Origin of the sequence: Aurantimonas sp. Leaf443 (genome assembly GCF_001425575.1) — a bacterium.
Taxonomy (GTDB): Bacteria; Pseudomonadota; Alphaproteobacteria; order Rhizobiales; family Rhizobiaceae; genus Leaf443.
Genome location: NZ_LMRD01000011.1, coordinates 37,045 through 49,205, shown reverse-complemented (window position 1 = coordinate 49,205; position 12,161 = coordinate 37,045). Strand labels below are relative to the sequence as shown.

The following is a 12,161-nucleotide window of genomic DNA, read 5'->3' as shown; positions in this document are numbered from 1 at the left end:
GATGTGTCGCCCGCGTCAGGGATTGGTGCGTTCGAGGATGCGGGTGAACTCGTCCTGCGCCTTCTTGATGGCCCCGTCGACGTCCTCCCCGAAGACCGCCTCCTGGATGAGGTTCACGAAGGGTCCCGTTCGGCTGACGAAAAGTTCGTCGGAGGAGAATGTGTAGGGTGTGCGGGCCTTTGGGAGGATGTCGTAGGCGACTATATTGCGCTTGTCGAAGCCGGAGTAAGCCTCGGCCGCGAGGTCCGTGCGCGACGGCATTCCAGACTCCTTGGTGACGTAGACCTGATTCTCCGGCGACATGTAGAAGTCCACGAAGTCCAGGAGCACGCGCTTCTTCTCGTCATCCACGCCCGCCATCAAGGCGAGCGTGTCGCCGCCCGCGAAGCTCGACTGACCGCCGCTCGGCCCTGGAATCGGCGCGACAGCGAACTTGACGTCGGGATATTTGCTCGTGAGGAGGTTCACGATGTAGGAGCCGGTCATCAGGATGCCGACCTTGCCGGACGCGAAGGCTTCGACCGCGTTGTTTCCGTTGCCGGAACGGGATGTCGGGTGAATGGCCTTGGCAGCCTGCATGTCGCGATAGGCCGCGATCGTCTCGCGAAGGGCAGGCGTGTCGACGGTTGCGGTGCGCCCGTCCTCTCCGAGAATGTCGGCTCCCGCCGCCCAGATGTGGGGCAGAAAGTCATAGATCAGCCAACTGCCGGAATTGGCGACGAAATAGAAGCCGTAGGTGTCGTTCCCGAGCGCCGTGATCGCCTTGGCATCGGCCGCGATCTCCGTGAGCGAAGCGGGAGCTTTGGCCGGATCGAGGCCGGCCTTGGCGAAGAGGTCGGTATTGTATGCGATGATCGAGGCATCGGGCAGTGCCGGCACGCCGTAGATCTTGTCTTCGTAGGTGGCGAGGCGGATGTGCGAAGGGCTCATGGCGGCGGCATAGGGGCGGCTCTTCACGAAGTCGGTAATGTCCTCCAGACCTTCGGCTGCCGCGAAGGTCGGCAGGTAGATGAGGTCGAGGACGGCGCCGTCGGGCGGGGTCCCCGCGGCGAGGGCGGCGCCGAGCTTGGGCACCATCTGCTCGGCGGTAATCGCGGTCACGGTGATCTTGTCCGGACGAGCCGCGTTATAGCGTTCTGCAAGCCCCTTCAGAACCGCTTCGGAGGAGGTGCGCACCCAGAGGCTGGCTTCCTCCGCGCTTGCCATGACCGTCGACGAGAGGAGGAACAAGGCGGCGGTCAGAGCATGTCTGGTCTTCGGCATCAATATTCCCCTCGGTTGCGGTGGGTCAGCAGAAAGCGACGGTCCGCCCTTTCTGTCGACGGCATCGTGATAGAACTGGCGCGTGCGAAACACGGCTGCTAAAACGTTTCGGCACGTACGAACGCTATGATGAAAGGTTTTTGCACGCAAGTGGAGGACGATGGCAAATCTTCGTTTGTTCCGAACCAGCGCCGGACGATCCGGGACGTGGCCGCCGTTGCAGGCGTCAGCATATCGACGGCGTCGAACGCGCTGAACGATACCGGACGCATCAATGCCAAGACCCGCGAGCGGGTGCGGCTCGTCGCCAAGGAGATCGGGTTTCGGCCGAGCGCCGTGGCGCGAAGTCTGTTAAGCCGGCGCAGCCACAGCATCGGCATTCTGACAAACGACACCTATGGTCGCCTCACGCTTCCGCTGGCCGCTGGCGTCTCGGAGGTCCTTCTCGACCATGGCGTGTCGGCTTTCCTCTGTCCGACCAGCAACGATCCGCGGTTGGCGCAGCTCTATCTCGAAGCGCTCCTGGACAAGCAGGTCGACGGACTGATCTTCACGGGAACGCGGCTCGATCTTCAGCCGCCCGAAATACTGGCCGATCTTCCGATCCCGGTCGTCCACGCGTTTTCGGAAGGGCCGCCGGATCGGGTCTCGTTCGTCCCCGACGACGAGCAAGGTGCCCGCCTTGCCGTCGAGCATCTCCAGTCGCGGGGCTATCGGCGGATCGTTCACGTGACCGGTCAGTCGAACTACCTTGCAGCCCGCCGTCGTGCCGATGGCTTCCGCACCCTCGTCGGGTCCGACGCCGAGGTCCTGTTCGGCGACTGGACGGAGGAATGGGGTCATGAGGCGGTCGGACTGTTGTTTGCCCGGCCCGGTCCCAGGGCGCAGGCAATTTTCTGCGGAAGCGACGAGATCGCAAGAGGCGTCATCGATGCGCTTCGCGACCGTGGTGTGGACGTGCCGGCGAATATGGCCGTCATCGGCTTCGACAATTGGGAAGTGGTGGCTCGTCAGACGCGCCCGCCGCTCACGACGATCGACATGGAATTGAACATTTTGGGACGGAAGGCCGGGGAGGCGATCTTGGCCTTGACGCGGGGCGATCACGTTCGTCCCGGCGTCTTCCGCCTGCCGTGCAGCCTTGTTTCTCGCGCATCTTGCGGAATCCGTATGTGATCCGTGTAGAGTGCGACGCGGCGGTCCCCTCTGGCGCCCGCTACCGGCGAATGGCCGTGAAGGGTGGCGGAGTCGGTCATGTGCTGCCAGTCGACGGTCAGGTCGGGCTCCACCAGCGTCTCCAGCTTGGCGTTCCGAATGCCCGGTTCGGCCCAGCGCTTGAACCGCACGTAGGCCGAGTTCCACTTGCCGTGACGTTTTTTCATGTCACGCCATGCGCAGCCGGCGCGCTGCACGAATATCATGCCATCGAGACAGCGGCGTTTGCCATGCGAAGGGCGCGCCTTGCGACCTCGTTCGCTTGGCAGAAGCTTGCCAGGGACGGCCCATCCCTCGCCCGACAGATGGCCTCTCCGAAAAGGAAGCTTTGACTCACGCCTCGGACGACGTGGGAGTCCGCTCGGTCAACACAGTCCGGTAATATGAACAAGTTGGATGGTGGGCGATGACAGGCTCGAACTGCCGACATCCTCGGTGTAAACGAGGCGCTCTACCAACTGAGCTAATCGCCCTCCGCGCCGCGACGATCATGCGCGGCGTACTTATCCGCGGGCGCGGGAGCGGTGCGGACGTGGTCTTCCTAGAATCCGCCCGGCTGTTTCGCAAGGCGTGTCGCCACCGGCCCCACGGTCTCGCCGTGCCGAAACGGGCAGAGCAGGGCGGCTTTTTCGGGCCGAGCGTCGAATCCTGCGAATCCCACCTCGCGAAACCGGGCGCGCAGCCCGCCGATTCCGGGCGATCGCGCTCGCGCCGGGTGTGATTCTGCGGCGGAGCGCGTTCAAGCGGATGGTCGAGGATCTGCGAAATCAACGTCTTACCGCGATGCTTGCGGGCTTCGGTCGAGAGCGCTTGACAGTCCCGGCCGCTCCCCGTAGATCACCCCTCACAAGCCGCTGACGAAGCGGCCTGGAGCGCGGGTGTAGCTCAGTCGGTTAGAGTGCCGGCCTGTCACGCCGGAGGTCGCGGGTTCGAGCCCCGTCACTCGCGCCATTCTTTCTCCAAGCATGTGATCTCATTCGCCTCGATTGTTGAGCCGTGTTCCGGTTCCGCAGGGGAGTCGCTCTCCCGCCGAAACGGCGATGCACCTTGTCGCGGCGCGGGCGGGATGCCTTGCACCCGGACGCGCGAGGCGCTAGGTCTCGCCGCAACGCGGCAGGAGCTGGAACGCTTCCAGGCTGGCGTCGACCGAAGCAGGCCCCGGCCTGGCTTCCGCCCGTCGCGCTCTCGTCGCCGATCGCATCTAAAAGGTCCGATATCCCTTCCGGGCTCGGGACTGCCGACCAAGGACGCCGCGCGATGAACGAGCTTCTCGCCTCCTATCTGCCCATCGTGATCTTCGTCGGGGTGGCGCTGCTGATCGGCCTCGCGCTGCTGGCCGCGCCGTTCCTGGCCGCCTTCCGGGCGCCGGACGACGAGAAGCTCTCCGCCTACGAGTGCGGCTTCAACGCCTTCGACGATTCGCGCATGAAGTTCGACGTGCGCTTCTACCTGGTCTCGATCCTCTTCATCATCTTTGACCTGGAAGTCGCCTTCCTGTTCCCCTGGGCGGCGAGCTACGGCACGCTCGGCTGGTTCGGCTTCTGGTCCATGATGGTGTTCCTGGGCGTTCTGACGATCGGCTTCATCTACGAATGGAAGAAGGGAGCCCTGGAATGGGACTGATCCAACCGACCGGTTCTCTCACGGCAGAACTCGCGCCCCGCACGGCAGGCTCCGACACGTCGGTCCGGCCCGCGCACGATCCGTTCGTGACCGAAATCAACAACGAGCTCGCCGACAAGGGCTTCCTCGTCACCTCGACCGAAGACCTCATCCAGTGGGCCCGCACGGGCTCGCTGATGTGGATGACCTTCGGCCTCGCCTGCTGCGCCGTCGAGATGATGCAGATGTCGATGCCGCGTTACGATGCCGAGCGTTTCGGCTTCGCGCCGCGCGCCTCGCCGCGCCAGTCGGACGTCATGATCGTCGCGGGCACGCTGACCAACAAGATGGCGCCGGCGCTGCGCAAGGTCTATGACCAGATGCCGGAGCCGCGCTACGTCATCTCCATGGGCTCCTGCGCCAATGGCGGCGGCTACTACCACTATTCCTATTCGGTCGTGCGCGGCTGCGACCGTGTCGTGCCGATCGACGTCTACGTTCCGGGCTGCCCGCCGACCGCGGAAGCGCTGCTCTACGGCGTCCTGCTTCTGCAGAAGAAGATCCGGCGCACCGGAACGATCGAGCGTTGAGGCGAGGGGCGCGATGATGCAGGCGGTTCTGGCTTCCATGGCCGAAGAGCTTCGGGCCAAGCTCGGCGCGTCGCTCGAATCGAGCGAGATGCGCTTCGGCGAACTGACCCTCCACGCCAGGGCGAGCGACATCGTCGCGGTGCTGACGGTGCTGCGCGACGACCCGCAGATGCGGTTCGTCAATCTCATCGACATCTGCGGAGTGGACTACCCGGCCCGCGAGAAGCGGTTCGACGTCGTCTACCACCTCCTGTCGCCGACCCGGAACGCCCGTGTCCGGATCAAGGTCCGCACGGGCGAGGACGAGCCCGTGCCGTCGGTCTGCAGCGTCTTCGCCGGTGCCGACTGGTTCGAGCGCGAGGCCTACGACTTCTACGGCATCCTCTTCACGGGTCATCCGGACCTGCGCCGCATCCTCACCGACTACGGGTTCGAGGGGCATCCCCTGCGCAAGGACTTCCCGCTGACGGGCTTCGTCGAGGTCCATTACGACGAGGAACTGAAGCGCGTCGTCTACGAGCCGGTCGAGCTGCGCCAGGAATTTCGCAACTTCGACTTCCTCTCTCCCTGGGAAGGCACGGATTACGTGCTGCCCGGCGACGAGAAGGCGAAGGCCAACTGATGGACGCCCGCAGGCGGCCGACCTTCGCCCCGGCGACGGCGGTACTCACCGGAATGCAGGAAGGCTGAGATGGCCGAGATCGACGTCCGCAACTTCAACATCAATTTCGGCCCGCAGCACCCGGCCGCGCACGGCGTTCTGCGCCTGGTGCTCGAACTCGACGGTGAGATCGTCGAGCGCGTGGATCCGCATATCGGGCTCCTGCATCGCGGCACCGAGAAGCTGATCGAGGCCAAGACCTATCTCCAGGCGATCCCGTATTTCGATCGCCTCGACTATGTCTCGCCGATGAACCAGGAGCACGCCTTCTGCCTCGCCATCGAGCGGCTGGCGGAGGTGACGGTGCCCAAGCGCGCCCAGCTGATTCGCGTCCTCTATTGCGAGATCGGCCGCATCCTCTCCCACCTTCTCAACGTCACCACGCAGGCCATGGATGTCGGCGCCCTGACGCCGCCGCTCTGGGGCTTCGAGGAACGCGAGAAGCTGATGGTCTTCTACGAGCGCGCCTGCGGCGCGCGGCTGCATGCCGCCTATTTCCGTCCGGGCGGCGTGCACATGGATATCGACGCGCAGCTCGTCGAAGATATCGGCAACTGGTGCGACCCGTTCCTGAAGACCTGCGACGACATCGAGGGTCTTCTCACCGACAACCGCATCTTCAAGCAGCGAAATGTCGATATCGGCGTCATCGGCATCGATGACGCATGGGCGCTCGGCTTTTCCGGCGTCATGGTGCGCGGCTCGGGCGCCGCGTGGGACCTGCGCAAGTCGCAGCCCTACGAGTGCTACGACGAGATGGAATTCGACATTCCGATCGGCAAGAACGGCGACTGCTACGACCGCTATCTCATCCGCATGGTCGAGATGCGCGAATCGGCGCGGATCATGAAACAGTGCGTGGAGCGGCTGCTCGGCGCCGAACGCTATGGCCCGGTCACGTCGCTGGACGGCAAGATCGCGCCGCCCAAGCGCTCCGAGATGAAGCGCTCGATGGAAGCGCTGATCCACCATTTCAAGCTCTACACCGAAGGCTTCCACCTGCCGGCGGGCGAGGTCTACGCCGCCGTCGAGGCGCCGAAGGGCGAGTTCGGCGTCTATCTCGTCGCCGACGGCACGAACAAGCCGTATCGCTGCAAGATCCGGGCGCCCGGCTTCGCCCATCTCCAGGCGATGGACGTGATGTGCAAGGGCCACATGCTGGCCGATGTCTCGGCCATCCTCGGCACGCTCGACATCGTCTTCGGCGAAGTCGACCGCTGATATGGGTCCGTGCTCATGCTAGTGTGTCAGCATGAGCACGACCCGAAGCCCCGAAGCGACGCCGAAGACGGCCGAGGAGTTCGTCCGCTGGTCGCAGGCGCAGCCGGAAGGCGAGCGCTACGAGCTCGTCGACGGCTTTCCCGTGCGCCTGCAGGCCGAGACGGTCAGCCATGCCGAACGCAAGGCGGCCGTCTGGCTCGCCTTGCGAAACGCCCTTCGCCAGAGCGGGGCCGATTGCCGCGCCTTTACCGACGGCGTCTGCGTCAGGGTTGCGCCGGATCGTGTCCGCGAGCCGGACGCTCTCGTCAATTGCGGGCCCTACGAGCCCGGCGATCTCACCGTGCCGAACCCGGTCGTCGTGGTCGAGGTCGTCTCGCCGTCGTCGGCGTTCACGGACAACGGCCGCAAGCTGATCGACTATTTCGCGCTGCCCTCGATCCTGCACTATCTCATCGTCTACGCCGAGGAGAGCAGGGTGGTCCACCATCGGCGGGCCGATGCGGCGGGGCAGATCTTCACGGCGATCCTTGGTCGCGACGCCGATCTCGTCCTCGATCCGCCGGGCATCACGCTCCCGGTGGAGGCCTTCTGGGACGATTGATCGGGCCGCGCCCGCGACCCCGTCGCAATGCATCGCTCCTGCGTCGGAAGGCCTCTGGCCTTTTGCCGGTCCTATGTTAGAACGCGCCGCAACACGGCAGCTTAGAAGCAGAACAAAGTCGAGGTCCGATGTCGGTCAGACGTCTTGCGGAAGACAGCGTCCAGCCCGCCGCCTTCGCGTTCCATCCCGAAAACGCGGAGTGGGCCGAGGCCACCATCCGCAAATATCCCGAGGGGCGTCAGCAATCGGCGGTCATTCCGCTGCTGATGCGTGCTCAGGAACAGGACGGGTGGGTGACGCGCGCGGCGATCGAATCGATCGCGCAGATGCTGTCGATGCCCCTCATCCGTGTGCTGGAGGTCGCGACCTTCTACACGCAGTTCCAGCTGAAGCCCGTCGGCACGCGCGCCCATGTGCAGGTCTGCGGCACGACGCCCTGCATGCTGCGCGGCTCGGACGCGCTGAAGGCCGTCTGCCGCAAGCACATCCACGAGGAGCAGTTCCACCTCAACGCCTCGGGCACCTTGTCCTGGGAAGAGGTCGAGTGCCTCGGCGCCTGCGTGAACGCGCCGATGGTCGCGATCTTCCAGGACACCTACGAGGACCTGACGGCCGAGCGGCTGGAGGAGATCATCACGCTCTTCGACGCCGGAAAGGCCGACGAGGTGACGCCCGGGCCGCAGAATGGCCGCCATCTTTCGGCGCCGCTCGGAGGGCTGACGTCGCTGACCGGCGACTATGACGACCTGACGTCGAAATCGTCCGCAGGTCCGGCGCAGGGCGCCTCCGCTGGCGCCGGCGGCGCGGCGAGCACCCCGCCTTCGCAGGCGGGTCGTCCCGACACGCATGCGCCCGAGACCGATCCGACGATCGACGCACCCGGCAAGGCCCGCAACGGCAACGTGGCCCAGCCCGCCGAGCGCGAGACGAGCGACGAACTGACCGAGGCCGGCTCGCGGCCGGGCTCCGGCCAGACCGGCGGCACCTATCAGGGGCCGACCGGGGCGGCGGACAAGGAAGAGGCGAGCTCCGGCGGCGGATCGCATACGGGCGCCGACGCCGTTCCTGGCGGGCAGGCGCGTCCGACGCTCGTCGAGGGCCTGCGCACGGACACGTCCGACGTCACGGCCGGTCCCGTCGCGACCGACGGCCCGTCGCAGATGGCGGCCGAGCGGCCCGAAGGCCTTCTGGACGCGCCCGACGGCCCGGCGGACGATCTGAAGCAGATCGCCGGCATCGGTCCGGTCATCGAGGCCAAGCTGAACGAGCTCGGTGTTTATCATCTCCGCCAGATCGCCGCATGGCGCGAGGCGGAGCTTCTGTGGATCGACAACCACCTCAACTTCCGCGGCCGGGCGCTGCGGGAGAAGTGGATCGATCAGGCGAAGACCCTGTCGGCCGGGACCTCCCGACCGGCGGACGCGTGACGACGGCCGGGAGAGGGTACATGCTCGACGACAAGGACCGCATCTTCACCAACATCTACGGTCTTCGGGACAAGAGCCTGAAGGGCGCGATGGCGCGCGGCCATTTCGACGGCACGGCCGAGATCATCGGCAAGGGTCGCGACTGGATCATCAACGAGATGAAGGCCTCCGGGCTTCGCGGACGCGGCGGCGCCGGTTTCCCGACGGGCTTGAAGTGGTCCTTCATGCCGAAGGAGCCGGGCGAGCGCCCGCATTATCTCGTCATCAATGCCGACGAGTCCGAACCCGGGACCTGCAAGGACCGGGAGATCATGCGCAACGACCCGTTCACGCTGCTCGAAGGCTGCGTGATCGCCGGTTTCGCGATGGGCGCGCATGCCTGCTACATCTATATCCGCGGCGAATATATCCGCGAGCGGCACGCCCTTCAGCGGGCGATCGACGAGGCCTACGAGGCGGGGCTTCTCGGTCGCGACAACAAGTGCGGCTGGGACTACGACATCTACCTGCATCACGGGGCAGGGGCCTATATCTGCGGCGAGGAGACGGCGCTTCTCGAAAGCCTCGAGGGCAAGAAGGGCCAGCCGCGGCTGAAGCCGCCCTTCCCCGCCAATATGGGCCTCTACGGCTGCCCGACGACGGTCAACAACGTCGAGTCGATCGCGGTGGCGCCGACCATCCTGCGGCGCGGCGGCGGCTGGTTCGCCGGGATCGGGCGGCAGAACAACACGGGCACCAAGCTCTTCTGCATCTCCGGGCATGTCGAGCAGCCCTGCACGGTCGAGGAGGCCATGGGCGTCTCCTTCCGCGAGCTGATCGAGAAGCATTGCGGCGGCATCCGCGGCGGCTGGGACAATCTTCTCGCCGTCATTCCCGGCGGCTCCTCGGTGCCGCTCGTGCCGGCGCACGACATTATCGACGCGCCGATGGACTTCGACGGCCTGCGCGAGATCAAGACCTCGCTCGGCACGGCGGCCGTCATCGTCATGGACAAGTCCACCGACATCGTGCGGGCCATCGCGCGCCTGTCGTATTTCTACAAGCACGAGAGCTGCGGCCAGTGCACGCCGTGCCGCGAGGGCACGGGGTGGATGTGGCGCGTGATGGAGCGCATGGTCACCGGCAACGCGCAGAAGCGCGAGATCGACATGCTGCTCGACGTGACCAAACAGGTCGAGGGCCACACGATCTGCGCGCTCGGCGACGCCGCGGCCTGGCCGATCCAGGGGCTGGTGCGCCACTTCCGCGCCGAGATCGAGCGGCGCATCGACGACTTCTCCCGCAACGCCGACATGGATCGCAAGCCGATGCTGCAGGCCGCGGAATAGGCAGGGTGCCCGCGTGCCGGCCGCGCCCTCGGGCGTGGACGGTACGAGGGCGTGAGGATACGGTCGCCGGTTTCGCCGCCAGGGCGCGATGTCGGCACGAAATCGGGACCGAATGGCCGGAGGCGCAGCGTGGCTGCGCCGCCAGGCTCGAAGGGAAAGCCTGAAATCATGGCAAAGATCAAAGTCGACGGCACCGAGGTCGAGGTTCCCGATCACTACACGCTGCTGCAGGCGGCGGAGGCGGCGGGCGCCGAGATCCCGCGCTTCTGCTTCCACGAGCGTCTGTCGATCGCCGGCAACTGCCGCATGTGCCTGATCGAGGTGAAGGGCGGACCGCCCAAGCCCGCGGCCTCCTGCGCCATGGGCGTGCGCGACATGCGTCCGGGCCCGAACGGCGAGCTGCCGGAGATCTTCACCAACACGCCCATGGTGAAGAAGGCCCGCGAGGGCGTGATGGAGTTCCTGCTCATCAACCATCCGCTCGATTGCCCGATCTGCGATCAGGGCGGCGAGTGCGACCTGCAGGACCAGGCCATGGCCTTCGGCGTCGACAGCTCGCGCTATCGCGAGAACAAGCGCGCCGTCGAGGACAAGTATATCGGCCCGCTGGTCAAGACGATCATGACGCGCTGCATCCACTGCACGCGCTGCGTCCGCTTTACGACGGAAGTGGCCGGTATTTCCGAGCTCGGCCTCATCGGCCGCGGCGAGGATGCGGAGATCACGACCTTCCTCGAACAGGCGATGACCTCCGAGCTGCAGGGCAACGTCATCGATCTCTGCCCGGTCGGAGCCCTGACCTCGCGCCCCTACGCCTTCCAAGCGCGCCCGTGGGAATTGTCGAAGACCGAGACGGTCGACGTCATGGACGCCGTCGGTTCCTCGATCCGCGTCGACACGCGCGGCCGCGAGGTGATGCGCATCCTTCCGCGCATCAACGAGGAGATCAACGAGGAGTGGATCTCCGACAAGACGCGCTTCGTCTGGGACGGGCTGCGCACGCAGCGCCTCGACAAGCCCTATGTGCGCGAGAACGGGCGTCTTCGTCCCGCCTCCTGGCAGGAGGCCTTCTCCGTCATCAAGGCGAAGGTGGCGGGCGTTCCCGCCGCGCGCATCGGTGCCATCGCCGGTGACCTCGCCGCGGTGGAGGAAATGTGGGCGATGAAGCGCCTGCTCGCCGAACTCGGCTCTTCCAGCGTCGACTGCCGGCAGGATGGCGTGAAGATCGATCCGTCCGAGGGCCGGGCGTCCTATCTCTTCAACACGACGATCGCCGGCATCGAGGATGCCGACGCGCTTCTCATCGTCGGTTCCAACCCGCGGTTCGAGGCGTCCGTCCTCAACGCCCGCATCCGCAAGCGCTGGCGCATGGGCGGCTTCCCGATCGGGGTCGTCGGCGAGGCGGTCGATCTGCGCTACGACTATACCTATCTCGGCGCCGGCCCGGACACGCTCTCGAACCTCGAAGGCGCGAGCCAGGGCTTCTACGACGCGCTGCGCAATGCGGCGCGGCCGATGATCATCGTCGGCTCCGGCGCGCTCGCGGGCGAGAACGGCTCGGCGCTCATCGCCTCGCTCGCCGCGCTCGCCCGCGAGATCGGCGCCGTCGTCGAAGGCTGGAACGGCTTCAACGTCCTGCACGGCGCGGCCAGCCGCGTCGGCGGGCTCGACATCGGCTTCGTGCCGGGCGAGGGCGGTTCCGACTTCGCGGCGATGGCGAACGGGGCGGTCGACGTCCTCTTCAATCTCGGCGCCGACGAGACCGAGATCGCGGCAGGTCCCTTCGTGGTCTATATCGGCACGCATGGCGACAAGGGCGCACATCGCGCCGATGTCATCCTTCCGGGGGCGGCCTATACCGAGAAGTCGGGCATCTGGGTCAACACCGAGGGCCGCTCGCAGACGGGCAGCCGCGCCGCCTTCCCCCCGGGGGACGCGCGTGAGGACTGGGCGATCCTGCGCGCCCTGTCGGCGACGCTCGGCAAGCCGCTCCCCTTCGACTCGCTCGGCGCGCTGCGCCGCGAACTCTTCGGCGCCCATCCCCATCTCGCCGACGACCGGATCGTGCCGGCCGACCCGGCCGCGATCCGCACGCTCGCGGATCGCGCGACGACGCTCGGCGGCTCCGGCTTCCGCAGCCGCGTCGAGGACTTCTACCTGACCAACCCGATCGCCCGCGCCTCCAAGGTGATGGCCGAGTGCTCGAAGCTCGCCAAGGCCGAGCGACTGCCGCAGGCGGCGGAATAGGGATCG

The 12,161-nt window shown here is 66.2% G+C and carries 11 protein-coding genes and 2 tRNA genes; 10 read left to right on the top strand and 3 right to left on the bottom strand.

The window, feature by feature from the left end; genetic code table 11:
* Nucleotides 1–15: 15 nt before the first annotated feature.
* Complete coding sequence (locus ASG48_RS15905; protein WP_055852081.1) at nucleotides 16–1,263, bottom strand: sugar ABC transporter substrate-binding protein; 1,248 nt, start codon at nucleotides 1,261–1,263, stop codon at nucleotides 16–18.
* 129 nt (nucleotides 1,264–1,392) lie between these two features.
* On the opposite strand from ASG48_RS15905, the gene ASG48_RS15900 reads away from it, so the two are divergent.
* Nucleotides 1,393–2,439, top strand: a complete 1,047-nt coding sequence (locus ASG48_RS15900) for a LacI family DNA-binding transcriptional regulator (protein WP_055852336.1) — start codon at nucleotides 1,393–1,395, stop codon at nucleotides 2,437–2,439.
* Here the strand turns inward: ASG48_RS15900 and ASG48_RS18030 are convergent.
* The gene (locus tag ASG48_RS18030; RefSeq protein WP_082529533.1) at nucleotides 2,367–2,783 is read right to left on the bottom strand and encodes a transposase; all 417 of its coding nucleotides are present in this window, start codon (nucleotides 2,781–2,783) and stop codon (nucleotides 2,367–2,369) included. The two genes, ASG48_RS15900 and ASG48_RS18030, sit on opposite strands and share 73 nt — an antisense overlap.
* A 92-nt stretch (nucleotides 2,784–2,875) precedes the next feature.
* A tRNA-Val gene (locus ASG48_RS15895) sits at nucleotides 2,876–2,951 on the bottom strand.
* A gap of 401 nt (nucleotides 2,952–3,352) precedes the next feature.
* On the opposite strand from ASG48_RS15895, the gene ASG48_RS15890 reads away from it, so the two are divergent.
* The 9 genes from ASG48_RS15890 (at nucleotide 3,353) to nuoG (ending at nucleotide 12,155) form a co-directional block, all read left to right on the top strand.
* Nucleotides 3,353–3,429: transfer RNA gene (locus ASG48_RS15890), tRNA-Asp, on the top strand.
* Nucleotides 3,430–3,735: 306 nt separating this feature from the next.
* Complete coding sequence (locus ASG48_RS15885) at nucleotides 3,736–4,101, top strand: NADH-quinone oxidoreductase subunit A (RefSeq protein ID WP_055852078.1); 366 nt, start codon at nucleotides 3,736–3,738, stop codon at nucleotides 4,099–4,101.
* Entirely contained in the window at nucleotides 4,101–4,670 is a 570-nt protein-coding gene (locus tag ASG48_RS15880) for an NADH-quinone oxidoreductase subunit B (RefSeq protein ID WP_156381654.1), read from the top strand. The genes ASG48_RS15885 and ASG48_RS15880 overlap by 1 nt, the downstream gene beginning before the upstream one ends.
* 16 nt (nucleotides 4,671–4,686) lie before the next feature.
* Nucleotides 4,687–5,292 (top strand): NADH-quinone oxidoreductase subunit C, encoded by a 606-nt coding sequence (locus ASG48_RS15875; RefSeq protein WP_055852334.1) that lies wholly within the window; start codon nucleotides 4,687–4,689, stop codon nucleotides 5,290–5,292.
* A gap of 69 nt (nucleotides 5,293–5,361) precedes the next feature.
* Nucleotides 5,362–6,552: an NADH-quinone oxidoreductase subunit D gene (locus ASG48_RS15870; RefSeq protein WP_055852072.1), complete on the top strand. Its 1,191-nt coding sequence runs from the start codon at nucleotides 5,362–5,364 to the stop codon at nucleotides 6,550–6,552.
* Nucleotides 6,553–6,583: 31 nt separating this feature from the next.
* The gene (locus tag ASG48_RS15865) at nucleotides 6,584–7,153 is read left to right on the top strand and encodes a Uma2 family endonuclease (RefSeq protein ID WP_055852070.1); all 570 of its coding nucleotides are present in this window, start codon (nucleotides 6,584–6,586) and stop codon (nucleotides 7,151–7,153) included.
* Between the two features lie 128 nt (nucleotides 7,154–7,281).
* Nucleotides 7,282–8,580 carry an NADH-quinone oxidoreductase subunit NuoE gene (gene nuoE / locus ASG48_RS15860; protein ID WP_055852067.1) on the top strand — a complete coding sequence of 433 codons (1,299 nt, stop codon included), beginning with the start codon at nucleotides 7,282–7,284 and terminating at the stop codon, nucleotides 8,578–8,580.
* Between the two features lie 20 nt (nucleotides 8,581–8,600).
* A complete protein-coding gene (gene nuoF, locus ASG48_RS15855; protein ID WP_055852063.1) occupies nucleotides 8,601–9,908 on the top strand; it encodes an NADH-quinone oxidoreductase subunit NuoF in 1,308 nt (435 codons plus the stop codon).
* 168 nt (nucleotides 9,909–10,076) lie between these two features.
* Nucleotides 10,077–12,155: an NADH-quinone oxidoreductase subunit NuoG gene (gene nuoG, locus ASG48_RS15850; protein WP_055852059.1), complete on the top strand. Its 2,079-nt coding sequence runs from the start codon at nucleotides 10,077–10,079 to the stop codon at nucleotides 12,153–12,155.
* The last annotated feature ends 6 nt before the right edge of the window (nucleotides 12,156–12,161 follow it).